Origin of the sequence: Streptomyces sp. NPDC001922 (genome assembly GCF_042891165.1) — a bacterium.
Lineage (GTDB): Bacteria > Actinomycetota > Actinomycetes > Streptomycetales > Streptomycetaceae > Streptomyces.
Window position 1 is genome coordinate 118190 of the sequence record NZ_JBIASV010000001.1, and the last position, 23285, is coordinate 141474.

General features: G+C 73.8%; 18 protein-coding genes and 1 pseudogene. 6 read left to right on the forward strand and 13 right to left on the reverse strand.

Annotated features, from left to right (window positions below; genetic code table 11):
• Positions 1-133: 133 nt before the first annotated feature.
• The 4 genes and pseudogenes from ACFYYR_RS00485 to ACFYYR_RS00500 all read right to left on the reverse strand — a co-directional run bounded on the left by ACFYYR_RS00485 (position 134) and on the right by ACFYYR_RS00500 (position 5569).
• A complete protein-coding gene (locus tag ACFYYR_RS00485; RefSeq protein ID WP_388845074.1) occupies positions 134-1363 on the reverse strand; it encodes an MFS transporter in 1230 nt (409 codons plus the stop codon).
• Positions 1364-1818: 455 nt separating this feature from the next.
• Positions 1819-2838: an endonuclease/exonuclease/phosphatase family protein gene (locus tag ACFYYR_RS00490; RefSeq protein WP_388845077.1), complete on the reverse strand. Its 1020-nt coding sequence runs from the start codon at positions 2836-2838 to the stop codon at positions 1819-1821.
• A gap of 422 nt (positions 2839-3260) precedes the next feature.
• A pseudogene (locus ACFYYR_RS00495) lies at positions 3261-3944 on the reverse strand (TetR/AcrR family transcriptional regulator); the annotation flags it as partial.
• Positions 3941-5569 (reverse strand): MFS transporter, encoded by a 1629-nt coding sequence (locus ACFYYR_RS00500; RefSeq protein WP_388845080.1) that lies wholly within the window; start codon positions 5567-5569, stop codon positions 3941-3943. The pseudogene ACFYYR_RS00495 and the gene ACFYYR_RS00500, both read right to left, overlap by 4 nt.
• Positions 5570-5932: 363 nt before the next feature.
• Here ACFYYR_RS00500 and panB point away from each other — a divergent pair, with 363 nt between their 5' ends.
• The 3 genes from panB to ACFYYR_RS00515 all read left to right on the forward strand — a co-directional run bounded on the left by panB (position 5933) and on the right by ACFYYR_RS00515 (position 9017).
• Positions 5933-6823, forward strand: a complete 891-nt coding sequence (gene panB / locus ACFYYR_RS00505; protein WP_388845082.1) for a 3-methyl-2-oxobutanoate hydroxymethyltransferase — start codon at positions 5933-5935, stop codon at positions 6821-6823.
• Between the two features lie 332 nt (positions 6824-7155).
• Positions 7156-8172, forward strand: coding sequence for an ATP-binding cassette domain-containing protein (locus tag ACFYYR_RS00510; protein ID WP_388845085.1), 1017 nt, complete (start codon positions 7156-7158; stop codon positions 8170-8172).
• Positions 8169-9017, forward strand: a complete 849-nt coding sequence (locus ACFYYR_RS00515; protein ID WP_388845088.1) for an ABC transporter permease — start codon at positions 8169-8171, stop codon at positions 9015-9017. The genes ACFYYR_RS00510 and ACFYYR_RS00515 overlap by 4 nt, the downstream gene beginning before the upstream one ends.
• A gap of 14 nt (positions 9018-9031) precedes the next feature.
• On the opposite strand, the gene ACFYYR_RS00520 is transcribed toward ACFYYR_RS00515, so the two are convergent.
• Together ACFYYR_RS00520 and ACFYYR_RS00525 are read right to left on the reverse strand one after the other, a co-directional pair.
• Positions 9032-12466 (reverse strand): BTAD domain-containing putative transcriptional regulator, encoded by a 3435-nt coding sequence (locus ACFYYR_RS00520; RefSeq protein ID WP_388845091.1) that lies wholly within the window; start codon positions 12464-12466, stop codon positions 9032-9034.
• A 40-nt stretch (positions 12467-12506) separates the two neighbouring features.
• On the reverse strand, positions 12507-13178 hold the full coding sequence (locus ACFYYR_RS00525; RefSeq protein ID WP_388845093.1) for a DUF6578 domain-containing protein: 672 nt from the start codon (positions 13176-13178) through the stop codon (positions 12507-12509).
• A gap of 555 nt (positions 13179-13733) precedes the next feature.
• On the opposite strand from ACFYYR_RS00525, the gene ACFYYR_RS00530 reads away from it, so the two are divergent.
• Positions 13734-14528 carry a site-2 protease family protein gene (locus ACFYYR_RS00530; RefSeq protein WP_388845096.1) on the forward strand — a complete coding sequence of 265 codons (795 nt, stop codon included), beginning with the start codon at positions 13734-13736 and terminating at the stop codon, positions 14526-14528.
• A gap of 123 nt (positions 14529-14651) precedes the next feature.
• Here ACFYYR_RS00530 and ACFYYR_RS00535 read toward each other — a convergent pair whose 3' ends face one another.
• From ACFYYR_RS00535 to ACFYYR_RS00560, 6 genes are all read right to left on the reverse strand, one after another.
• Positions 14652-14852 carry a hypothetical protein gene (locus ACFYYR_RS00535; protein ID WP_388845099.1) on the reverse strand — a complete coding sequence of 67 codons (201 nt, stop codon included), beginning with the start codon at positions 14850-14852 and terminating at the stop codon, positions 14652-14654.
• 411 nt (positions 14853-15263) lie between these two features.
• Positions 15264-15968 carry an NADPH-dependent F420 reductase gene (gene npdG / locus ACFYYR_RS00540; RefSeq protein WP_388845101.1) on the reverse strand — a complete coding sequence of 235 codons (705 nt, stop codon included), beginning with the start codon at positions 15966-15968 and terminating at the stop codon, positions 15264-15266.
• A 200-nt stretch (positions 15969-16168) separates the two neighbouring features.
• Positions 16169-17098: a carbohydrate ABC transporter permease gene (locus ACFYYR_RS00545; protein ID WP_388845104.1), complete on the reverse strand. Its 930-nt coding sequence runs from the start codon at positions 17096-17098 to the stop codon at positions 16169-16171.
• Complete coding sequence (locus ACFYYR_RS00550) at positions 17095-18009, reverse strand: carbohydrate ABC transporter permease (protein ID WP_388845107.1); 915 nt, start codon at positions 18007-18009, stop codon at positions 17095-17097. Before ACFYYR_RS00550 ends, ACFYYR_RS00545 begins: the two co-directional genes overlap by 4 nt.
• Complete coding sequence (locus ACFYYR_RS00555; RefSeq protein ID WP_388845110.1) at positions 18006-19334, reverse strand: ABC transporter substrate-binding protein; 1329 nt, start codon at positions 19332-19334, stop codon at positions 18006-18008. Before ACFYYR_RS00555 ends, ACFYYR_RS00550 begins: the two co-directional genes overlap by 4 nt.
• Complete coding sequence (locus tag ACFYYR_RS00560; RefSeq protein ID WP_388845113.1) at positions 19331-20431, reverse strand: exo-alpha-sialidase; 1101 nt, start codon at positions 20429-20431, stop codon at positions 19331-19333. The genes ACFYYR_RS00555 and ACFYYR_RS00560 overlap by 4 nt, the downstream gene beginning before the upstream one ends.
• A 380-nt stretch (positions 20432-20811) precedes the next feature.
• On the opposite strand from ACFYYR_RS00560, the gene ACFYYR_RS00565 reads away from it, so the two are divergent.
• Positions 20812-21444 carry a hypothetical protein gene (locus tag ACFYYR_RS00565; protein WP_388845116.1) on the forward strand — a complete coding sequence of 211 codons (633 nt, stop codon included), beginning with the start codon at positions 20812-20814 and terminating at the stop codon, positions 21442-21444.
• Positions 21445-21564: 120 nt separating this feature from the next.
• Positions 21565-22794, forward strand: a complete 1230-nt coding sequence (locus tag ACFYYR_RS00570) for an MFS transporter (protein ID WP_388846393.1) — start codon at positions 21565-21567, stop codon at positions 22792-22794.
• A gap of 209 nt (positions 22795-23003) precedes the next feature.
• Here ACFYYR_RS00570 and ACFYYR_RS00575 read toward each other — a convergent pair whose 3' ends face one another.
• Complete coding sequence (locus tag ACFYYR_RS00575; protein WP_388845119.1) at positions 23004-23231, reverse strand: hypothetical protein; 228 nt, start codon at positions 23229-23231, stop codon at positions 23004-23006.
• Between the last annotated feature and the right edge of the window lie 54 nt (positions 23232-23285).

The window sequence follows — 23285 nt, forward strand, 5'->3', positions numbered from 1 at the left end:
GCCGAACCGCCCCGAACCGCTCAGAACCGCACCCCGCACCCACAGGCCTCCCGGTCGGCGGCCCGACCGGCCCGGAAGCCGGAACCCGCTCAGCCGAGCCCGAACCCGAACCCGGGCCCGGCCCCGACCCCCCTCACCCGACCCACTCCGTCCGCACCGGATCCGAACTGCGAGCCACCACCCGCGACCTCCCGGAAGCCCCGGAAGCCCCGGAAGCCCCACCATCCCGGTCGAGCACCCCCGCAACCGCCGCGATCCCCAGCCCCAGAACGGCGAGCACCGCCCCGACCAGGGTCGGTGACGTCCACCCCCACCCCGCCGCGATCGCCGCACCGCCGAGCCACGCCCCGCCCGCGTTCGCCAGGTTGAACGCCGAGTGGTTGGAGGCCGAGGCCAGCGTGGGAGCCTGCTGGGCCTTGTTCATGACGAGCATCTGCAGCGGGGTCGTCGTCATGAAGCCGACCGCCCCGAGCAGCACCACGGTCACGAGCGCCGCCCACGTCACATGAACCGTGAAGTCGAAGACGACCAGGATCACGGCCAGGGCGCCGAGCGACCCGTAGAGGGTGGGCCGCAGCGCCCGGTCGGTCAGCGGCCCGGCGACGAGCGCGCCCAGCGTCATCCCGGTGCCGAACAGCGCCAGCACCACCGTCACCGACGTCTCGGCGAGCCCGGTGACCTCGGTCATCATCGAGGCCAGGTAGCTGTAGACGGCGAAGACCCCGGCGAACCCGAAGACGGCGGTCAGCAGCCCGAGCAGCACCTGCCGGTTGCCGAGGGCGCGCAGCTCGCGCCCGAGACCGGCCCGCTCGTCGAGCGGCATGTGCGGGACGAGCCGGGCGAGCGCGGCCATCGCCAGCACCCCGATGCCCGTCACCACCAGGAACGTCGCCCGCCACCCGAGCTGCTGTCCGAGCAGGGTGCCGACGGGTACGCCGACGATGTTGGCGACGGTGAGCCCCAGGAACATCGTGGCGACCGCCCGCGCCTGTCGCCCCTCGTCCACCAGCCGGGCGGCGACCACCGCTCCGACGCCGAAGAACGCCCCGTGCGGCAGCCCGGCGAGGACCCGCCCGGCGGCCAGCAGCCCGAAGGTCGGGGCGAGCGCGGACGCCAGGTTGCCCACCGTGAACAGGCCCATGAGCAGGACGAGCATCCGCTTGCGCGGGATCCGGGAGCCGAGCGCGGTCAGGAGCGGGGCGCCGACGACGACGCCGATGGCGTAGGCGGAGACGAGGTAGCCGGCGGTGGGCACGGAGGTGCCCAGGTCGTTCGCGACGTTGGGCAGCAGGCCCATCATCACGAACTCGGTGGTGCCGATACCGAAGGCGCTGATCGCGAGAGCGAGCAAGGCCAGGGGCATGGAGAAACCTTTCGGGGGTTGCGCGCGGGACGGCGGGGACGGGGCAGGGGGACGGGAAGTGTTTCGTAAGTTCGCCTACGAAACAAAGTCTCCCAGTCCGATGATTCCGGCCCGTGAACTCCGCTTTGCGAACAGGCCAAACCTCCCCGCCGCCGCGCCCGCGGCAGCGGAGGCTCCCCCGCGACCGCCCCGGCGTCGGCCCGCACCGGCCCCCACCTCGGAACACGCGGGATACGCGGGACCGGCGGCCGCCCGCCCGCACCACAGCTCACCCGGTCCGCACCGCGCCCCCGGTCAGCACCCGGTAGCGCACCGGACCGTCACGGAGTGGGCGGTCTCACATCGGGCCGTCACTGGCCGGGCGGCCCGAAGTACGCGGCTCCACGGGGCCCGCGCACCCCCGATCCGTCCGACCCGCGCAGGACACCCGCGCAGGACACCCCCTCCGGACGCCCCTACAGCTCGACCGAGGCCGCCAGCGGCAGATGGTCGCTGCCGGTCGCCGGCATGGACCACGAGGACACCGGCTCGACACCGCGCACCATGATCTGGTCGATCCGCGCCATCGGGAACCCGGCGGGCCAGCTGAAGCCGAACCCGTCGCCCGACGCGCCCTGCGTGGAACGCATCTGGGAGGTGACGGGGGCCAGAGAGCGGTCGTTCATGGTGCCGTTGAGGTCGCCGAGGAGTACCACCTTGTCCAGGCTCTCACCCGCGATGGCGTTGCCCAGAGCCGCCGCGCTGCCATCCCGCTGACCTGCGGTGAAACCCGCGTTGAACTTGACCCGGACGGAGGGCAGATGGGCGACGTAGACGGCGACGTCCCCCTTCGGGGTCTGCACGGTGCCGCGCAGCGCCCGCGTCCAGCCCAGCTTGATGTCGACCGGGCGGACGTCATTGAGCGGGTACTTGCTCCACACCCCGACGGTGCCCTGTACGGAGTGGTACTTGTACGTGCCCCCGAGCGCCTTGCGGTACGTCGGCAGGGCCTCGCCCGTCAGTTCCTCCAGCGCGACGACGTCGGCCCCGGAGTCGACGACGTTGGCCGCGGTGCCCTGCGGATCGGCGTTCTCCGCGTTCACGTTGTGGGTGGCAACCGTCAGGTCGCCCTTGGCGTCGGACTTGCCGCCGACGAGGCCGCCGAACATGTTCAGCCACACCGCGGCCAGGGCCGCGAGCGCGACGAGCGCGGTCGCCGACCGGCGCAGCAGAGCGGCCACCAGCAGCAGCGGGACGAAAAGTCCCAGCCACGGCAGGAACGTCTCCAGCAGGCTGCCGAGGTTGCCGACGGTGTTGGGGACCTCGGAGTGGAAGGCCAGCACGCCGGTGACCAGCAGGGTGAACGCCGCGAGGAAAATGCCGCGGCGCCAGATTCCCGGACCGTGCCAGCCGCGGAACAGGCGTCGGGCCCGGGATCCGGTCCGCTCGGAGCCCGAGCTGCCGTGCCCCGTATCCGTCGTGTACGCCTGCGTCATGTGCCGTTCCTCGCTTGCTTCGCGCCGCTCTCCGCCTACGCACCATAGGCGATGACCAGTGGGTTCCTTGCCGCCCGGGGTGCCGGTTCTCCCACGATGACGATCGCTTCCGGGTGGTGGGTTCCGGTCGGCCGCAGGTGTGGGGGCCCTGTGACAGAACCTGGACAAACACCGAGGTGCGACAGGCCCGTTCCCGGTCGCCGGGGCCGCGGCGGGGCGCGGGCGGCGGACCGGTGCCGGAGCCCGGCGGACCGTCCTGGAACTGCTGCCCGGAACGGCGGTTTTCAGCCCTCCCCGTGACGGGCCGGTCCGGGGTCACCACGGTCGCGGTGGTGGGGCGGCCCGGTCGGCTGCGGGCCGTCCCGCACCGGTCCCGGGCGCACATCCGGTCCAGCCGGTGGGCGCACACCCGGTCCGCCCGGCGGGCGCACACCGTCGAGAACGGTGTCCACGATCTGCTCGGGCAGGCCCGGGGGCAGTTCCTTCCAGTCCTGCAGCACGACCCGGGCGAGCATCGGCCCGACGAAGAGATCGGCGAGGACGTCGAGGTCAACGTCGTCGCGCACCTCGCCGGAGGCGGTCCCGCGCCGCAGTACGGCGAGCACGGCGGCACGCCGCTGCTCGACGACCGTTTCGTGGTACTTCTTCCACAGCGCCGGGTGCGCCCGCACCTCGGCGACCACCGCCCGCAGCACCGCGGAGGAGCGTTTGGCGAGTCCGCGCCGCCGCAGGAACTCCAGGGTGACCACCAGGTCGTCGCGGACCGAGACCCCCGCGGGCTCGGGGGTGTGCAGGTCGAGGGAGCGCAGCACGTCGAGCAGCAGGGCCTCCTTGCCCGGCCAGCGCCGGTAGACGGTGGCCTTGCCGACGCCCGCCTCCCGGGCGATCCGCTCCATGGACAGTTCGCCGACGGTGACGCCCTCCTCCAGGAGGCGGAGAACCGCTTCGACGATCGCGGTCCCGGCGGCCGCGTTCCGCGGGCGCCCGCGCCGCTCGGCGGCCTCCGGCCCCGCCCCGGAGTCCGGACCACCCGCCCCGCGCCCCTCGGCGGACCGGGCCCGGGCCCCGGCCCCGACCGCTCCCCCGACCGCGGCCCGGCCCGTCACCGGTCCGCCCTCGCGGCACCGGTCCCCGTGTCCGAAGCGGCCCCCTGCGCACCGGCCCCGGCCCGCGGGCCGTCCGGCGGCGGGGTGCGTCCGGGCAGGTAGCGCGCCACGACGGCCGCGCCGAGCAGGGCGGCCCCGGACGCCCCGAGGGCAGTGGTGTGCATGGCGTGGAGGAAGGCGTCATGGGCCGGCTGCACCAGGGCGCGGCCCTGCGGCCCCATGCGTTCGACGGCCGCGAGGGTCGCCTCGATGGACTCGCCCGCGGCGTGCCGCATCCCGGGCGGCAGCACCCGGAGCCGGTCCTCGATGCCCGCCCGGTAGCCGGTGGACAGCACCGAGCCGAGCACCGCCACCCCGAGGGCGCCGCCGACCTGCCGGAACGTGTTGTTGATGGCCGAGCCGGAGCCCGCCTTCTCCCGCGGCAGCGCCTGCATGATCGAGGTGGTGACGGGCGGCATGGTGTGGGCCATCCCGATGCCCTGGACGAAGAAGAGCACCTCCAGGACCCAGATCGGGGTGTGCTGGCCGAGCAGGGTGAATCCGGCCAGGGCCAGGGCCACGAGCAGCAGGCCGCCGGTGCACACCACCCGCGGCCCGTACCGCTCGACGATCAGCCGGGCCCGGGGCGCGAAGACCAGCTGGGTGGCGGCGAGAGGCAGGATCAGGACGCCGGTCTGGAGGGGGCTGTAGCCGCGCACGCTCTGGGTGTAGAAGACGCTGAAGAAGGTGACGCCCATCAGCGCGAAGAAGACCAGCGAGACGGCCGCCACGGCCGCCGAGAAGGCCGGTTTCCGGAAGTAGGCCATGTCGAAGGCCGGATGGTCGCTGCGTTTCTCGTGCACGACGAATCCGGTCAGGACGGCGGCCCCGGCGCCGACCGCGCCGAGCACCCGGAGGTCGCCGAAGTCGGCGAGCTGGCCGCCGCGGATGATGCCGTACACCAGCAGGACGAGGCCGACGATGGAGAGCAGGACGCCCAGCGGGTCGAGGGCGCCGGGCTCGGGGTCCCGGGATTCGGGGACGAACAGCAGCATGCCGATCAGGCCCAGGGCGACGACGGGCACGTTGACCAGGAAGACCGAGCCCCACCAGAAGTGTTCGAGCAGCAGGCCGCCGGTGATCGGGCCGATCGCGATGGCGATGCCGACGCCGCCGACCCAGAAGCCGATGGCCCGGGGCTGCTCCTCGGGTTCGAAGACGTTCATCAGGATGGCGAGGGTGGCGGGCATGACGAAGGCCCCGCCGAGCCCCATCAAGGCCCGGAAGGCGATGAGCTGTCCGGGTGAATCGGACACCGCGGCGAGCACCGAGCCGGTGCCGAAGACGGCCATGCCGTAGAGCAGGACCTTCTTGCGGCCGAGCCGGTCGCCGAGCAGGCCCGCGGTGAAGAGGAGGCCGGCGAAGACCAGCGTGTAGGCGTTGATGGCCCACTCCAGCTGGCTCTGGGTGGCGCCCAGCCCGTGCGGGGGCGGGGTGGAGATCGTCTTCATCGCCACATTCAGGATCGAGTGATCCAGCACCACGATGAGCAGGCTGAACATCAGCACGGCCAGGATCAGCCAGCGGCGGCGGTGGACGTCCTCGGGAACGCCGCGGGGGGCGGTGGCGCCGATGGAATTCGCCATGTTCAGCACATTACGGGACCTTTCGATACGGCGCCGTTCCGTATCGGAATGACGTCCGCCGGGCCCGGGCCCCCGCGGCCGTCCGGCACACCCACCGGCACCGGCCCGGAAGCGGCCGGGGAACGGCTCCGCGGAGGCGCGGCACCGTCTCCGGAAGGGCCTTTCTCCGGTGGGGCCTGGCTCCGGACGCGGAGAGGCCCGGGAACACCCCGGGAGAGCCCCCGGAGGGAGCCGGCGAGGGCCGGAACGAGGCGCGGGCCACAGCTGTCCGCGTCCTCTTTTCCGGCGGGGCCCCAGGTGCCACCATGGAGCTGGTCCGGGGACGCCGTCAGGGCGCCTCGAGATGACGAAGGAGCCGTTGCCATGACGCACGTTTCGCCTGCCCCGAAACAGCCCTCTTCCGGCGCCGCCCCCGGCGCGGACAGCAGCAAGGCCCTGTACGGGGGCACCGGCACCCGGCGGATCACCGTCCGCGACATCGCCGCCGCCAAGCACCGCGGCGAGAAGTGGCCCATGCTCACCGCCTACGACGCGATGACCGCCGCCGTCTTCGACGAGTCCGGCATCCCGGTGATGCTGGTCGGCGACTCGATGGGCAACTGTCACCTCGGCTACGAGTCCACCGTCCCGGTGACGATGGACGAGATCACGATGCTCTCCGCCGCGGTGGTCCGCGGCACCAGCCGGGCGCTGATCGTCGGCGACCTGCCGTTCGGGTCGTACCAGGAGGGCGCGGTACAGGCCCTGCGGAACGCCACCCGGCTGGTGAAGGACGCCGGGGTCGGCGCCGTGAAGCTGGAGGGCGGCGAGCGCTCGGCGCACCAGATCGAGCTGCTCGTCCAGTCCGGCATCCCGGTGATGGCGCACATCGGGCTCACCCCGCAGTCGGTCAACGCCTACGGCGGCTACCCGGTGCAGGGCCGCGGCGAGGAGGCCGCCCAGCAGCTCCGCCGGGACGCCAAGGCGGTGCAGGACGCGGGCGCCTTCGCGGTGGTCCTGGAGCTCGTGCCGTCCGAGCTGGCCGCCGAGGTCACCCGGTCGCTGCACATCCCCACCGTCGGCATCGGCGCGGGCCCGGAGTGCGACGCGCAGGTGCTGGTGTGGACGGACATGGCCGGCATGACGGCGGGCCGGGTGCCCCGGTTCGTCAAGCAGTACGCGCAGCTGCGCGAGGTTCTGGGCGGCGCCGCCAAGGCGTTCGCGGAGGACGTCGTCGGCGGCGCGTACCCGGCCGCCGAGCACAGCTTCCACTGATCCTCCCGCCCGGCCGTCCGCTCCCCCGCCGGAGCCGGGCGGCCGGGCGCCGAGCCGCCACCGAGCGGGGGATCCGCCCGGCGCCGAGCCGCTGCCGTACGCAGCGCCGCGGCGGACGGGGCCGCACGGCCCCTCCCCCGGCCGACAGCCTGCCGATCTCCCCCGTCGGCGGGCTGTCGGCGCCGGCGCCGGTCGTCGTGAACGGCGGCGCCCGCCCGTCGGCCGGCCGCCGACGGGCCTTCGACAGGCCTGTCGTGAGGCTGTCGGTACCGTCGGCCTGCTGTCGGCGTCCTGTCGGTGGACTGTCGGTGAGGCATGGCACCGTGAGGGCCATGACGAGATTCGACAACGGCCCCGGTGGGGGCAACGCCGTCGAAGTACGGGGGCTGGTCAAGCACTTCGGTGAGACCCGCGCCGTCGACGGGGTGGATCTGAACGTGAAGGAAGGCACCGTCCTCGGTGTCCTCGGGCCGAACGGCGCCGGCAAGACGACGCTGGTCCGGTGCCTGTCCACGCTCCTGGTGCCGGACGCCGGCACCGCGACCGTCGCGGGGTACGACGTGGTGCGGCAGCCGCGGCAGCTGCGCCGCACCATCGGCCTGACCGGGCAGTACGCCTCGGTGGACGAGAAGCTGTCCGGCTGGGAGAACCTCTACATGATCGGGCGGCTGCTCGATCTGCCGCGCAAGGACGCCCGCCGCCGGGCCGACGAGCTGCTGGAGCGCTTCTCGCTCACCGAGGCGGCCAAGCGCCCCGCCGCGCAGTACTCGGGCGGCATGCGGCGCCGTCTCGACCTGGCGGCGTCCATGATCGGCCGCCCGGCGGTGCTGTATCTGGACGAGCCGACGACGGGCCTGGACCCGCGCACCCGCAACGAGGTGTGGGAGGAGGTCCGGAGGATGGTCGGCGACGGCGCCACCGTGCTGCTCACCACCCAGTACATGGAGGAGGCGGAGCAGCTGGCGAGCGAGCTGACCGTCATCGACCGCGGCAAGGTCATCGCCGAGGGCCGGGTGAACGAGCTGAAGGCGAAGGTCGGCGGCCGCACCCTCCAGGTCCGTCCGGCCGACGCCGCGCAGCTGACGCCGATGGTCGACGCCATCGCGCAGGCGGGTCTCGACGGCATCGCCGGCGCCACCGCCGATGTGGAGGAGGGCCTGGTCAACGTCCCGATCGTGAGCGACGAGCAGCTGACCGCGGTGATAGGGCTGCTGGGCGAGCGGGGGTTCGCGATCGCCGGTATCGACACCCATCTGCCCAGTCTGGACGAGGTGTTCCTGGCCATCACCGGCCAGAAGACCTCCCCGCAGGGCCGGCAGGCCCCCGAGCTCGAGGAGGTCGCCGCATGAGCGCCACCACGGTGCAGCCGGGCGGGGCTCCCCTGTCCGCGAAGAAGCTCCCCGGTGAGGGGCGGATCGGTCTGCGCGCGAACCTGCGGCACATCGGTGCGCTGGTGCGCCGCAACGCCCTGCAGATCAAGGCCGACCCGGAGTCGATGTTCGACGCCGTGCTGATGCCGATCATCTTCACGATGCTGTTCGTGTACGTCTTCGGCGGCGCGGTGGGCGGCAGCCTGGGCGGTGACCGGGACGTCTACATCAACTACGTCGTCCCCGGTCTGATGGCCATGGGCGGACTGAACATCGCGATGTCGGTCGGCACCGGGGTCAACGACGACTTCAACAAGGGGGTGATGGACCGTTTCCGGACCATGCCCATCGCCCGCTCCTCGGTGCTGATCGCCAAGCTGCTGGTGGAGAGCGGCCGGATGCTGGTCTCCACGGTCGTGCTGCTGACCGTGGGCTTCGTCATCGGCTTCGATCTGAAGACCGGCCCCCTGGAGCTGCTCGGCGCGGTGGCGCTCGCGCTGCTCTTCGGATCCTCGCTGACCTGGATCTTCATGCTGCTGGGGCTCTCCCTGAAGACCCCGCAGGCGGTGCAGGGGCTGGGCTTCCTGGCGATCATGCCGCTGCAGTTCGGTTCGTCGATCTTCGCGCCGCCCACGTCGATGCCCGGCTGGCTGCAGAGCTTCACCGACTACAACCCGCTCTCCCAGCTGGCGGACGCGGCCCGGGCCCTGATGAACGGCCAGGGCGCGGTGGCCCATCCGGTCACGGTCACCCTGGCCTGGGCGGTGGGCATCACGGTGGTGACGGCGCCGCTGGCGGTGGCGAAGTTCCGCAAGCGGACCTGAGCGGGCGTGCCCGCTCAGACCAGGGCGGTGGCCTCCTCGACGGCGAGGCCGCCGCCTTCGGTGTGCCCGCGCTCGTATCTCTCGGGGGTCAGCAGGGCCCGGGCGGATTCCTCCGCCTGCCCGCGGGTCTCCCGCTCCAGCGCCGAGGCATGGTGCCCGTCGGGGATGAGGGCGTCGTACGCGCCGAGCAGCCGGGCGGCCCGCTCCGCACCGTCCCTGCCGCCGAGGGCCGCGTGGCCGCGGGCGCCGTTGAGCAGCTGGACCACCGGCATGGTGGGGGCGACGATCCGGGTGAGCGGGTCCTGGCACTTGACCAGGGCCTCGCGGATGTTGCGCAGCCCCTCCTCGGGCCGCCCGTCGAGGATGTCCAGCCAGCCGAGCAGGCTCCGCAGCACCCCTTCGAAGACCTCGGGCGGCGGGTGACGGAACTCCGCCAGCAGCTGGTCGAGATGGCTGCGGGCCTCGTCCGTGCGGCCGGTGCGGCCGAGCCGGACGGCGAGCTGCAGATGGGCGAAGGTGGTGGCGTCCTGCCCGGAGTGCCGGCCCTCGGCCAGCGCCTCGCGGAGCATCCGCTCGCCGGTCTCGTCCTCTCCCGCCTCGATGAGGGCCCCGCCCAGCCGGGTCCGCAGCAGCGGCACCTGGCCGAGCGCGCCGAGCTGCTGGGCGTAGCGGATCGCCTCCCGGAAGTCCTCGGCCGCGGCCCGGTACTCGCCGCGCCGCTCCCGCGCCTCGCCGCGGGAGGAGAGCGCCTCGGCCACGCCCCACATGTCGCCGAGCCGGACGAAGATCTCCAGGCTCTCGTCGGCGTCCTGCCGGACCACCCGCTGCTTGCCGGCGTGTTCCGCCATCAGCCGGGCGCGGAACTGCAGGACGAAGGCGAGCTCCCAGACGTAGCCGTAGGCGCGGCAGCCGTCCACCGCGGCGTCGACGGTGGTCCGCAGCTGCTCGAACTCGCCGGTCAGCACCACGGCGTAGTACCACATGAAGCCCGGGAAGCGGCAGGTCTGCGGCTGCCCGGCGCGGTAGGCCGAGACCATGCCCCGCAGCCCCTCCCGCATGGCGGGGCTGCCGGCGTCGCCGAGGTTGCCCTCCATGTTGGCGAGGGTGAGCAGCCGCACCCCGCGGCGGGCCTCCTGGAGGAGGTGGGGAGGCATCGGCGGCGGGGCGTCGATGGGATGGTCGAAGAGGTCGGGTGCGGGCTCGACGGGTGTCCGGAACGGGTCGGGGCCCAGCTCACCGGCGGCCGCCGACCAGAAGCGGGCGTCGGTGCGGTGGTCGCGCAGCTGCCAGAACCAGCCCAGGGAGAGCACCAGGCAGAGGGCCTCGTGCTCGTCGCGGGCGGCGATCGCCCGGCGGAGCGCGATCCGCATGTTGTCGTGCTCCTGCTCCAGCCGTTCCAGCCAGCGGCGCTGGTCCGGGCCGCGGAGCAACGGGTCGGCGGTGCGGGCCAGTTCCCGGAAGTGCACCAGGTGCCGGTGCTCGGCCACGGCCCGTTCGGCCGCCTCGTCGAGCCGGGCCGCGGCGTACTCGGCGACGGTCTCCAGCAGCCGGTAGCGCATCCCGTCGCCGTCGGCCGACGGCTCCGCCACCAGAAGCGACTTGTCGACAAGGGAACCGAGCAGCGCCGCGATGTCCCGGGCGTCGAGCGACGGTGCGGCGGGGGCGACGGGGGTGGGGAGTCCGGAGAGCTCTTCGGCCCGGCCCCCCTGCCCCGAGGACCCGTGGTCCGGCCCCGGTCTCCCGTCCCCGCAGACCTCTTCCGCGGCCGGCAGGTCGCAGCCGCCGGCGAAGACCGACAGCCGGCGCAGGACGGCCCGTTCGGCGTCGTCGAGGAGGTCCCAGGACCAGTCGACGACGGCGCGCAAGGTCTGCTGCCGGGGCAGAACGGTACGGCTGCCGCTGGTCAGAAGGCGGAAGCGGTCGTCCAGACGGTCGGCGAGCTGGCGCGGGGTGAGCAGCCTGAGCCGTGCCGCGGCGAGTTCCACGGCGAGCGGCAGCCCGTCCAGCCGGCGGCAGATCTCGGCGCAGGCCTCGGGGTCGTCCTCGGTGCGGAATCCGGGCCGGGCCGCCGCGCCGCGGTCGGCGAGCAGCCGCAGCGCGACCGGGTCGGGCAGCGGCTCCACGGGCCGGACGAGTTCGCCGGGCACCCCGAGCGGTTCCCGGCTGGTGGCGAGCACGGTGACGTCGGGGCAGCTGACGAGCAGGAATTCGGCCAGCTCGGCGGCGGCGCCGATCACATGCTCGCAGTTGTCGAGGACGAGCAGCATCCGGCGCCGGGCGCAGTGCTCGGCGAGCCGGGGCAGCGGGTCGGCCGCGCTGGGGTCGGTGGCCGCGCGCAGTTCGGCGGCGCTGCCGCGGAGCACGGTCTCCCGCCCGCCGAGCGTGGTGAGCACGGTCTCCGGGACGGTCTGCGGGTCCTCCACGGGGGCCAGTTCGGCGAACCAGACGCCGTCCGGCCAGTGGTCGGCCACGGCTTCCGCGGCCTCCTGGGAGAGCCGGGTCTTCCCGGCCCCGCCGGGTCCCAGCAGGGTGACCAGCCGGGCGGCGGCGAGGTCGCCGCGCAGGATGTCGAGGTCGCTCTCCCGGCCGACGAAACTGGTCAGCCGGGCCCGCATGTTGCCCGGCCGGACGGGGCCGGCGGGCGGGCCGGGTCTCCGTTCGCCGCTGGGCTCCGGCGCTTCGTCGCTGGGCTCCCCCTCTGGGGGCCGCACCTCACCGTCCCCGTGGAGCCGGTCGCTCAGCAACTCGGCGTGCAGGGAACGCAGTCCGGGACTGGGGTCGGCGCCGAGGCGGTCGGCGATCGTCCGGCGCACCTCCTCGTAGGCCGCGAGGGCGTCGGCGCGGCGGCCGGTGTCGCGCAGAGCGCGGATGCGCAGCGCCTGCAGGGGCTCGTTCAGCGGGTGGGCCGCGCAGAGGGCGGCCAGTTCGGGCAGGGCGCGGTCCGCGCGGCCGAGTTCGAGGTCGGCGGCGAGGCGGGCCCGGCGGGCGTCCAGGCGGCGGAGCTCGGCCCGCGCCGCCGCCGCGGCGGCGCCGGGGAGGTCGGTCAGGGCCGGGCCGTTCCAGAGGGCGAGGGCGTCGTCGAGCAGGGCGGCCGCCCGTGCCGGGTCGCCGCCGGCCAGGGCGCGGGAGCCCTCGTCCGCGAGCCGTTCGAAGCGGTGCAGGTCGACGTCGTCCGGTGCGGCGCACAGCCGGTAGCCGCCCTCGGCCGAGCCGACGGCCTCGTGGCCGAGGGCCCGCCGCAGCCGTCCGACCAGGGCCTGCAGCGCCCCGGTGGCGTCGGCGGGCGGGTCCCCGTCCCAGATCTCGGCGATCAGTGCGTCTCCCGGGCGCACCCTGCCGGGGTGCCGGGCCAGCGCGGTGAGCAGGGCGCGCAGCCGCACGCCGCCCAGGGCGACGGGGGAACCGTCGTCCCGGTGGGCCCGAGTGGTGCCGAGTATGGCGTAGCGCACGGGGTCATTCTCCCCGATGATCACTGGCGGGCGGCCCGGGTCATGCCGGTGTGTCCGGTGTCTCCAGCGTGACCAGAACGCCCGTCTCGGAGCGGTGGCCGACGGTGTCCCCGGACTCCGTCGGCACCTCGTCCGCGAACCACTTGGGACAGGTCCGCTCCGGCCGCAGCCGGAGCTCGCCCGGCACCGGGACCAGGGTCCGCGAGCCGGGCGCGGATTCCCGGAAACCCCTGGTCACCACATGGATGGCGCGTACCCGGCCGGTGGTCTGCGGCACCACCTCGGGCTCCGGGCCGTGCTCGTTGACGGACAGCAGCCCGGTGAGGCGCGCCCGCGGCGGATACGGGGCCCCGGCAGCCTGTGGCGGCTCGGCGGCTTGCGGGGGCTCGGCGGCTTGTGGGGGCTCGGCGGCTTGTGGGGGCTCGGCGGCTTGTGGGGGCTCGGCGGGGTACGGGGAGTCCGCGGGGTACGGGGGCGGAGCCGCCCACAGGGCGGTCAGCCCGCCGGCCCGCAGGATCGCGCCGGGTCCGTCCTCGCCGGTCAGGGGGCGGAGCTCGCCCTCGACTTCGCTGTAGCAGTCGTCCCAGAGGCCGGGCGTCAGATCGTCCGGGGACTCCAGCTGCACGATCCACGCGACCTCGTCGCCGACGGAGAACGGAGTGCCGCAGCACTCCATCTCCCAGGAGGGGTAGTGGATTTTCCAGATCGCCATGTGGTCAGCCTGCCCGCAACACCGGGCCGGGCGCGCCGGGTTTTCCGACGACGATCACCGATGGGCCCGCCGGGTACGGCAGTTGGCGGAGGCGGTCCGGCCCACAGGCGCGGCCGGCCGGGCACGGAGGGGGTGCGGAGGCGGCCAGAGGCGGGCAGCCGGCCGCGGGGCAGGGAACCGGCCGGGGCGGCGGGCCCTACGGAGCGGGGCCATCACCCCTCCCCGCGCCGCGCTGTCGTCCCCGCCTCGCCCCCGGCCCGTACGGACGCCGGGCGCCGGTGTCCGGGCGCGCTGCCCCGGCGGTGGACTCCGGCGCAGGTCGAGGCCCCGTGAGGGGGGAGAGGGGCCGGACGGGCGGCGCGGGTAAGGTCATCGGCGTTGACGTCGGGGGATTCGGCCGGAAACCGCTGTGGCGCACCACCGCGACCGGCCGCGGCCCGCCGGTACGGACGGGGGCTGCCACGGGCACGACAGCCGGTGCACGGCCTGCCGGGGGCGCCGCGGCCCGGCGTCACGGCCAGCAGACGGAACTCCTTCCGGAAGATTGAGGAGGCTATGACAACCGCCATCGCCCGCAGTGACCGCCGCGTCAGCCCCGTATTCCTGGCTCTTGTCGCGATCATGGGCGTCTCCGCCTGGGCGGTGTGGACGAACTTCTCGACGAGCAAGGGCTTCGCCGTCTTCCTGTTCGTCGTCTCCGGCTGGATCGTCTCGCTCTGTCTGCACGAGTACGCCCATGCGCGGACCGCCCTGCACGGCGGTGACATCTCGATCGGCGCCAAGGGCTACCTCACCCTCAACCCGCTCAAGTACACCCACGCCCTGCTGAGCATCGTGCTGCCCGTCGTCTTCGTGATCATGGGCGGGATCGGTCTGCCGGGCGGGGCGGTGTTCATCGAGCGGGGCCGGATCAAGGGCCGCGTGCGGCACAGTCTGATCTCCGCGGCCGGTCCGCTCACCAACGCGGCCGTCGCCGTCGTCCTCACCGCGCCGTTCTGGCTCGGCGCCGTGGACGGCGTGCCGGCGGTGTTCCGGTACGCGCTGGCCTTCCTGGCGCTGCTCCAGGTCACCGCGGCCATCCTGAACTTCCTGCCGGTCCCGGGGCTGGACGGCTACGGCGTGATCGAGCCGTGGCTGTCCGCGGGCGTGCGGCGGCAGGTCGAGCCGTTCGCGCCGTTCGGTCTGATCGCGGTGTTCGGCATGCTGTGGATCCCGGAGGTCAACCAGCTGTTCTTCTCCGCGGTGGACACGGTCCTGCACGCCCTCGGCGTCAACAGCTGGGACACCTACTGGGGCCAGGAGTACTTCCGGTTCTGGGAGGGCGAACCGGAGTCCCCGCTCAGCCTGTGAGGGGCTCGGGCCGCGACGGACTCGGCCGGTGAGGGGCTCGGGCCACCACGGACTGGTGACGGGCTCGGCCGGTGACGGGCTCGGGCCGCCACGGACTGGTGACGGGCTCGGGCCGCGACGGGCTCAGCCGGTGACGGAGCCGTTCCGCTCCTTGGCGGCCCGGTCCGCCCGGGCCTTGCGCACGTAGAACCAGGCCATGTTCGACGACACGCCCGCCATCATGATCCAGACGATGCCGAGCAGGCTGCCCTGGGTGAAGGACACGACCGCGGCGGCGAGGGCGAGCACGCAGACGATGAGGGCGTAGATGGCGAGGCGGGGCATGGGGTCGGCTTTCTCTGACGGAATGCGGTCCGGTGCCGTGACCGGGCGGCGCGCCGCTCGCGGCGCTCCCCCGGGCCTTCGGCCGGGAGCTGCCCCGGGCACGGCATCAGCCATTGTCCCCCACGCCCCGCGGCCGGCCCGCACGGGTCGCGTCCGCGGCGGACGCCGCCGGCCGTGCGCCTGATCACCAGGCCCCGGGGGTGACGCGGGCGAGGGCCGACCGGACCGGGAGCGACGCGGGCGAGAGCCGGCGGGCCCGGGAGCAGCGAGGGCCGACGGGCACAGGACCGTCGGCCTGGAGACCCGGCAGCCGGCCTCACCGGGCGCCCCCGAAGCAACCGGAACCACCGGGACCGCCGGGACCGCCGAAGCCCCCGGAACCACCCGGCCCCGGCCCCGGAACCACCCGTCCTAGACGTCGGTGACGCGCAGCCCCGCGTGGGCCTTGTAGCGGCGGTTCACCGAGATCAGGTTGGCGACCAGCGACTCGACCTGGTGCGCGTTGCGCAGGCGGCCCGCGAAGACCCCCCGCATCCCGGCGATCCGGCCGGCCAGGGCCTGGACGATGTCGGTGTCCGCGCGGACCTCGCCGAGCACCATCACATCGGTGTCGATCTCGTCGATCTCCGGGTCCTGGAGCAGCACCGCGGACAGGTGGTGGAAGGCGGCGGTGACCCGGGACTCGGGGAGCAGCACGGCGGCCTGTTCGGCGGCGCTGCCCTCCTCGGGCTTCAGTGCGTAGGCGCCCTTCTTGTCGAAGCCGAGCGGGTTGACGCAGTCGACGACGAGCTTGCCCGCGAGCTCCTCGCGCAGGGACTCCAGCGTCTTGGCGTGGCCGTCCCAGGGCACCGCGACGATCACGATGTCGCTGCGGCGCGCGCATGCGGCGTTGTCGGCGCCCTCGATGCCGAGGCCGAGCTCCGTCGCGGCGGTCTGCGCCCGCTCCGCGGCCCGCGAGCCGATGATCACCTTCTGGCCGGCCCGGGCGAGCCGGTAGGCGAGTCCGCGCCCCTGGTCGCCGGTGCCGCCGAGCACACCGACCACGAGGCCGGACACGTCCGGGAGGTCCCAGGGGTCCTTCGCGGGGGCTTTCTTCGCAGCGTCTGGAGTAGTCATACCGCGATCCTGCCAGCTCAGGCGGGGGGTCTTCACGCAGCTCCGGGCACCGATGTGCGCCGGGCACGGTGCGATGCGTCACTCCGCGCCCACGGCCGTCCCGCCACCCCACCGCGTCACCCGCTTCACCGCCCGCGCCCCGTCCCGCCACCGCACGCCGCCGCGTCACCGCGTCACCGCACCCGGCCCCTCCCCCGTCCTCACTTCACCCCGCCGTCGGTGAGACCGGTGCGCCAGTAGCGCTGGAGCACCCCCATCAGCACCATCAGCGGGAGCACGGAGAGGAAGGCGCCGCCGACCGTGTACTGGTAGAGCTCCGGCTGCCGGTCGGCGTAGCCCTGCCAGCCGGTGAGGCCGAGCTGCACCGGGTAGAGGGCGGAGTCCGAGAGCATCACCAGCGGCAGGAAGAAGTTCGTCCAGACATGCACGAACTGGAAGAGGAAGACGGTGACGAGCGCGGGCGTCATCAGCCGCAGCGCGAGCCGGGTGAAGATCCGCAGCTCGCCCGCTCCGTCGATCCGGGCGGCCTCCAGCAGCGCGTCGGGGACGGCCGCGGCGGCGTAGATCCGGCAGAGGTACACCCCGAAGGGGCTGACGGTGCTCGGGATCAGTACCGCCGCATAGGTGTTGGCCAGGCCCAGCTCGCTGAAGAGCAGATACAGCGGCAGGGCGAGGGCGGTGCCGGGGATGAGCACCCCGGCGAGGACGACGCTGAAGACGGCCTCCCGCCCGGGGAAGGGGAACTTCGCCAGGGCGTAGCCCGCCGCCGCGGAGAACGCGGTCGCGGCGACGGCTCCGACCCCCGCGTACAGCAGGCTGTTGCCGAACCAGCGGACGTAGATGCCGTGGTCGTAGGTGAGCACCGCGCCGAGCCGGCGCAGCGGGTGCGGATGGGCGAACCAGAAGCCGAAGCTGCCGAAGAGGTCCTCGCTGCTCTTGGTGGAGGACACCACGAGCCAGTACACGGGCACGAGGAAGTAGACGGCGGCGACGGCGAGCAGCGCGGCGGTGATGACGCGGTACCGCAGGGGCGGTACGGAGGGCCCGCGCGGCCGGCCCGCCGGGGTCGCGCCGGTGGCACCGGCCGGCCGGGTGGGGTCGGGGGCCCGGTCCTCGGAGAGCAGGGTCACCGGCCGTCCCTCCCCCGCCGTCCGACGAACCGCAGGAAGCCGAAGGACAGGACGCAGGCGACCAGCGCGAGCAGCACCGCCTCGGCCGCCGCGGCGTGCTGGTTGTTGCTGGTGAACGCCTCGTTGTAGGCGTGCAGGTTGGGGGTGTAGCCGGAGTCGATGGTGTGGGTGAGCGGGCGCAGCACCATGGGCTCCGCGAAGAGCTGGAGCGTGCCGATGATGCTGAAGACGGCGGTGAGGACCAGCGCGGGCCGGATCAGGGGCAGTTTGACGTGCCGGACGACCTGCCGGGCGTTGGCGCCGTCGATCCGCGCCGCCTCGTACAGCTCGGTCGGCACGGCCTTCAGCTGGGCGATCAGGACGAGCATGTTGTAGCCGGTGAACTGCCAGGTGACGATGTTGGCGATGGACCACAGGACGGTGCCGGAGGACAGGAAGTCCAGGTCCCAGCCGACGCCCCGGGCCAGTTCGACGAACGGGCTGATGCCCGGTACGTAGAGGAAGCCCCAGAGGATCGAGGCGATCACCCCGGGCACGCCGTAGGGCAGGAAGAACGCGGTGCGGAAGAAGCCGACCCAGCGGGCGGAGGCGGCTTCCAGCAGCAGGGCGAGAGCGGTGGCGAGCCCGATCATCAGCGGGATCTGCACGGCGCCGAAGAGCAGCACCCGGCCGAAACCGGCCAGGAATCCGTCGTTCCGCAGGGCCTGGAGGTAGTTGCCGAGTCCGGCGAAGACCTCCTGCGGGCCGCCGCCGAGGCCGAGCGGTCCGGACCGTTCGGTGCGCAGCAGGCTCTCGTACAGCGCGTAGCCGATGGGGGCGAGGAAGCAGAGCAGGAAGAGGGCGAGGAAGGGCAGCAGGAAGCCGGCCGCGGCACGGGCGTTGCGTGCCTCGCCGCGGGTGAGGGCCCTCACCCGCTCTCCGCCTTCAGGCCCTTGTCCTTCAGGTCGGCGAGGGTCTGCCGCTGGACCGTGGTGAGCACGGACCGGAACGAGGTGCGGTCGTCCAGCGCCGCGGTGAAGGCGTCGCCGAGCCGCTGGTAGAGGGTGTCGACGGCCGGGCCCCACTGCCAGCTGGTGTCCACGGCCCGGCCCGCGGCGGCGAACACCTCGCTGTAGTTCTGTCCGCCGAAGAAGGCCCGCTGGCCCTCCAGATCGGCGCCGGTCCAGCCGCGGGTGGCGCTGGGCCAGCCGTAGCCGCCGGCGATCAGGAGCTTCATGGACGCGGGGTCGGTGTTGAGCCAGACCGCGAAGTCCATGGCGTCCTGCGGGTACGCGGTGGCCTTGAAGACGGAGGTGGTGGAGCCGCCCCAGTTGGCGGAGGCGTGCCCGCCCTTCTTCCACTGCGGGAGCGGCGCGACCCGCCACTTCCCGGCGGTGTCCGGCGCGTTGCCCACCAGCAGCGCGTCGCCCCAGCTGGCGCCGAGCCAGGAGGCCATGGCGCCGGTCTGGATGTCCTTGTACCAGGCGTTCTGCCGGTCCGGGATGGTCTTGATCAGCTTCTGCCGGACCAGCGACTCCCAGTAGTCGGCGACGCGCCGGGTCGGTTCGTCGTCGATGTGCACCGCCCAGGTGTCGCCCTGGGTGCGGAACCAGCGGGCGCCGGCCTGCCAGGCGTACCCGGCGAAGCGGTTGCCGTTGGTCGGGGCGAACGTCTCGATCCAGGCGCCCTTCTTCCGGACGGCCTTGGCCGCCCGTTCGTAGTCGTCCCAGGTCTCCGGGGTCTCGACGTCCCACCGGTCGAAGAGGTCGCGGCGGAGGTAGAGCCCCATCGGCCCGGACGCCTGCGGGATCGCGAACACCCCGCCGCCGAACACGCTCTGCTGCCACTGCCAGCCCTCGAACCGGCGGCGGACGCGGGCGGCGCCGTACGGGCCGAGGTCCAGCAGCGCGTCGTCGAGCAGGAAGCTGGGCACCACCGGGTACTCGATCTGGGCGAGGTCGGGCGGGTTGCCCGCCTTCACGGCGGCGTGCATCTTCGCGTACTGGGCGCCGTTGACGGCCGAGACCTTCTCCAGCGCGATGCGCACGTCGGGGTGGGTGCGGTTCCACAGGGCGACGGGCTTCTCGATGCCGGGCACCCAGGACCAGAAGGTCAGGGTGATCTTCTCGCCCTTGCGGCGGGCGGCGGGCTTCTTCCCGCCGCCGTCGGATCCGCCGCAGCCGGCGAGGGCGACGCCCGCCGCGGTGGCGGCGGCGCCGCCGAGGACCGCACGGCGGTCCGGGCCATTCGAGCTCATAGCTCCTCCACGGGGATGCGGCGGAAGGTGATGGTGGTGTAGGCGCTGAAGTCGCCCGTCTCGTAGAGCAGTCCGACGCATCCGTCGTCGCAGCGGACGAGGTCGGAGTAGGCGGCGGGGAGTCCGTCCACGGTGTGCACGGGCCGCCAGGTCAGGCCGCGGTCGCGGCTGGCCCGCAGGGTCATCAGGGCGCGGAAGCCCGGGTCGGCGGGCCCGGAGAAGAGCAGGACGTCCGGCTCGCCGAGGTGCAGCACGCTGCCCTGGACCACGGGGCCGGTGAGTCCGGCCTGCGGGCGCAGCGGCTTCTCCAGGCTCGCGCCGCCGTCCCGGGAGTACCCGTCGGCCCGGGTGCCGGGGGCCGGCGAGTCGTTGCGGCTGTTGATGTAGAGCCGCCCGTCGGGGAGTTCGGCGGCGGTGGTCTCGTTGGCGTTGATGCGGCCGTTGGGGTTGCTGTCGGTCCAGCCGATCCGCCAGGTCCGGCCGCCGTCGTCGCTGAGCAGCCCGTGGCTGCCGTCGTACCTGCCCTCGGCGCCGGTGTCGGAACCGGTGGGCGCGGCCGAGTGGTTGGCGGGCACGACGACGCGTCCCGCATACGGGCCATGGCGTAACCGGACGGCGTGGCCGGGCACCGTGGCGTACCACCGCCAGCCGCGCTTCCTGACGGACTCGGTGATCTCCCGGGCGGTGCTCCAGGTCTCGCCGTGGTCGTCGCTGTGCTGCACCCAGACGCGGCGTCCGTCGGCCGCGGGGACCTCGCCCCGCCGGATCCGCTGCTCGGTGGCGTCGGCGGCGTTGCGCACGTGGACGAGGAGGACCCGCCCGTCGTCGAGGACCACGGGGGCCGGGTTGCCGGCCGTGCCGTCACCGTTCTCCGCGACCACGCGCAGCGGTCCCCAGCTACGGCCGCCGTCGGTGGAGCGCCGGAGCACGACATCGATGTCACCGACGTCGTCACGGGAGTCGACACGCCCTTCCGCGAAGGCCAGCAGGGTTCCGTCGGCCGCGTGGACGACGGCCGGGATCCGGAAACTCGCGTACCCCTCGGTCCCGGCCCGGTAGGGGACGGACACCTCGTACGCGGCCCCGCCGACTGCCATCCGTCCTCCTGATGCTCCGTTGCATCCGAGTACCCGGCATCCGATGACCAACGACCGGACGTAGGACGTCCTTTGTCCTGCGGTGACCATAGGGAGGGCCCAGGGGGTCGTCAAGGCACGCGACATGGTCCGTCATCCGAACGGCCAGCACTGCTCAGGCCCGTGGAACGGCGGGTGAACACCGGCCGACGAACTCCCCTGGCGGCTGTATGGCGATAGGGAGATCACCCCCTGGATCCGGGCCCGTCGGGACCTGTAGGGCGTGGGGCCGGGGTGCGCGCGGTGCGCCCGCCCGCGGCCCGACGCCTCCGGCCACCCGTTCGGGTGAACGGCCGACGACCCCGCACAGAGCCGGTGCCCATACGGCAGGATCCGCGGCCATGGATGCCGTACGCGTCGCACTGCTGCGCGAAGTCCTCGCCGGAACCGAGTGGCTGGCGGCCACCCGGCAGTTCGCCGGAGCCCTGCGGACCTCCGTCGCCCCGCACGGTGGCGGTCTGCTGCTGGTGGGCAGCGAGAGCCACGAGCCGTGGCACCTCGCCGCGCACCTCGACGACGAGGCGGCCTGGTCCGGGCTCCCGGAGCTCTCCCCCACGCTGGTGCGCCACCGGGTGCGCCCCGGGGAGCCGCCGCACCTGGCCGTCGGGCTGGGGCGGATCGAGGCGGCCCGGCGCGGGGAGACCCTGCTCGTCGCGGCGCCGGACACCCCGGGTGACGGGCTGCTGGAGCGGGTGCACGACGCGCGGCGGGGCGGGGCGACGGTGCTGACGCTGGGCGGCGGGGGCCGGGAGCTGCACGCCCTGGCGCACGAGGCCCTGGAGGTGCCCGAGGCGGACGGAACCATGGGCGACACCGGGGACGACGAGGGGATCGGCTTCGACACCGTGCAGCACCTCGTCAGCGCGGCGGCCGGGGAGAACAGCCTGCCCTCGCCGCGCAGCCGGCGGCCCTTCCGGGACCGCCTCTCCCGGATCGCCGAGCAGCTGCTGACACCGCCGCCGGCCCGCTGGTAGAGCCGCAGGGCCGCTGGAAAATCGGTTGTCCGGGCGCGGTCAACCGGCCGAGGATGATCGGTTGTGGCTGCTCTCCTCCCCGACCTGGCGCCCTGGCGCTCGTCCCGTGACTTCCGACTGATGTGGTGCGCCGGACTGGTGACGGTCTTCGGCAGCTCGCTGACCACGGTCGCCCTGCCGCTCCAGATCAAGGAGCTCACCGGATCGACCCTCGCGGTCGGCGCGATCGGGGTGGTGCAGCTCGTCCCCCTGATCGTCTTCGGGCTGTACGGCGGCGCGCTGGCCGACGCCCTCGACCGGCGCCGGGTGATCCTCTGGACCGAGGCCGCACTCGGTGTGCTCTCCCTGCTCCTGCTGGCGAACACGCTGCTGCCGGACCCCGCGGTCTGGCCGCTGTACGCGGTGGCCGGGCTGACCAGTGCGCTGACGGGGCTGCAGCGTCCGGCGCTGGAGGCACTGGCGGCGCGCGTCGTCCCGCACGCCCAGATCCCGGCCGCGGCGGCGCTCACCGCGCTGCGCTGGCAGCTGGGCGCCGTCGCGGGCCCGGCCCTGGCCGGCGTCGTCATCACCTTTGCCGGACTGGAGTGGGCGTACCTGCTCGACGCCGTGTCGTTCGCGGTGTCGCTGGCCCTCAGTTTCGGACTCGCGCCCGCGCCCGCCGCGCACGACGCGGACCGGGTGTCGCTGCGCGGCATCGCACGGGGCGCCCAGTACGCCTGGAGCCGCAAGGACCTGCTCGGCACCTATGTGGTCGACATCGCGGCGACGTTCTTCGCCTTCTCGATGGCGGTCTACCCGTTCCTGGCGGACGCGCTGGACGTCCCCTGGGCGCTCGGTCTGATGTACGCGGCGCTGCCCGCCGGCTCCCTGCTGGTCAGCCTGACCAGCGGCTGGACGTCACGGGTCCACCGGCACGGCCGGGCCGTGGTGCTCGCGGCCATCGGCTGCGGCCTGGCGATGGCCCTGGCCGGTCTGACCGACAGCATCTGGCTGGTCCTGCTCGGCCTCATGGCCGCCGGGGCCTGCGACGCGGTGAGCGGGATCTTCCGGCGGGCGATCTGGAACCAGACCGTCCCGCCGGAGCTGCGCGGGCGTCTCGCCGGGATCGAGCTGGTGACGTACGCGGGCGGTCCGCACCTCGGGCAGCTGCGGGCGGGCGGCATGGCCGCCGTGACCGGGGTGCAGGCCGCGGTCTGGGGAGGCGGCCTGCTGTGCGTCGCCACGGTCGGGCTGCTGGCCCTCGCCCTGCCGCGGCTGATGACCTACGACGTCCGGACGGACGAGCACGCGGTACGGGTGCGGGAACTGCGGCGACTGGAGCAGGAGGAGCAGGAGCAGGAGGCGGCCTGAGGGGCGGGCGCGGCTCCCCGGCCAGCCGGGCGAGTGAGCGGCCTCCCGGGGCCGCCGAAGGCACCGGGCACCCGTCGGCCGGGGCCGCCGCGGCCCCGGGCGCACCGGATCAGCCGCCGGCCCGGAGCACGGGGCCGGCCGCCGGCCCGGAGATCAAAGGGAGCGGCCGCCCGCCCAGGGCTCACGGCATCCGGCATGCCGCCCGGGAATCAGCCCTCCGCGTCCGGGCTCGCCTTGTCGTGCCAGCGGGGGTCGTTCTCCCACTCCCGGTTCCGTTCCGCCGCCGTCTCCATGGCGCGCTCCGCGTCGCCCCGGGTGGGGTAGGGCCCGAGCCGGTCCTCGGCGGGGCACTCCGGCCCCTCCTCGACCTTCTTGTGCTGGAGGCAGTAGAACCACTCGCCGGGCTTGCCGGCCCTTCTCTTCTTGAACAGCGCCATGGGGGCTCCTCTCTCTCGCGCCATGTTTCCCGATGCGGCCTGGATACACTCGCT

What these genes read in the sequence shown, in the direction of transcription:
- npdG (WP_388845101.1), bottom strand. Translation starts at nt 15,968, where the DNA reads ATGACTACTCCAGACGCTGCGAAGAAAGCCCCCGCGAAGGACCCCTGG.
- ACFYYR_RS00485 (WP_388845074.1), bottom strand. Translation starts at nt 1,363, where the DNA reads ATGCCCCTGGCCTTGCTCGCTCTCGCGATCAGCGCCTTCGGTATCGGC.
- ACFYYR_RS00575 (WP_388845119.1), bottom strand. Translation starts at nt 23,231, where the DNA reads ATGGCGCTGTTCAAGAAGAGAAGGGCCGGCAAGCCCGGCGAGTGGTTC.
- ACFYYR_RS00560 (WP_388845113.1), bottom strand. Translation starts at nt 20,431, where the DNA reads ATGGCAGTCGGCGGGGCCGCGTACGAGGTGTCCGTCCCCTACCGGGCC.
- ACFYYR_RS00490 (WP_388845077.1), bottom strand. Translation starts at nt 2,838, where the DNA reads ATGACGCAGGCGTACACGACGGATACGGGGCACGGCAGCTCGGGCTCC.
- ACFYYR_RS00535 (WP_388845099.1), bottom strand. Translation starts at nt 14,852, where the DNA reads ATGCCCCGCCTCGCCATCTACGCCCTCATCGTCTGCGTGCTCGCCCTC.
- ACFYYR_RS00570 (WP_388846393.1), top strand. Translation starts at nt 21,565, where the DNA reads ATGTGGTGCGCCGGACTGGTGACGGTCTTCGGCAGCTCGCTGACCACG.
- ACFYYR_RS00565 (WP_388845116.1), top strand. Translation starts at nt 20,812, where the DNA reads ATGGATGCCGTACGCGTCGCACTGCTGCGCGAAGTCCTCGCCGGAACC.
- ACFYYR_RS00510 (WP_388845085.1), top strand. Translation starts at nt 7,156, where the DNA reads ATGACGAGATTCGACAACGGCCCCGGTGGGGGCAACGCCGTCGAAGTA.
- ACFYYR_RS00500 (WP_388845080.1), bottom strand. Translation starts at nt 5,569, where the DNA reads ATGGCGAATTCCATCGGCGCCACCGCCCCCCGCGGCGTTCCCGAGGAC.
- panB (WP_388845082.1), top strand. Translation starts at nt 5,933, where the DNA reads ATGACGCACGTTTCGCCTGCCCCGAAACAGCCCTCTTCCGGCGCCGCC.
- ACFYYR_RS00515 (WP_388845088.1), top strand. Translation starts at nt 8,169, where the DNA reads ATGAGCGCCACCACGGTGCAGCCGGGCGGGGCTCCCCTGTCCGCGAAG.
- ACFYYR_RS00530 (WP_388845096.1), top strand. Translation starts at nt 13,734, where the DNA reads ATGACAACCGCCATCGCCCGCAGTGACCGCCGCGTCAGCCCCGTATTC.
- ACFYYR_RS00525 (WP_388845093.1), bottom strand. Translation starts at nt 13,178, where the DNA reads ATGGCGATCTGGAAAATCCACTACCCCTCCTGGGAGATGGAGTGCTGC.
- ACFYYR_RS00555 (WP_388845110.1), bottom strand. Translation starts at nt 19,334, where the DNA reads ATGAGCTCGAATGGCCCGGACCGCCGTGCGGTCCTCGGCGGCGCCGCC.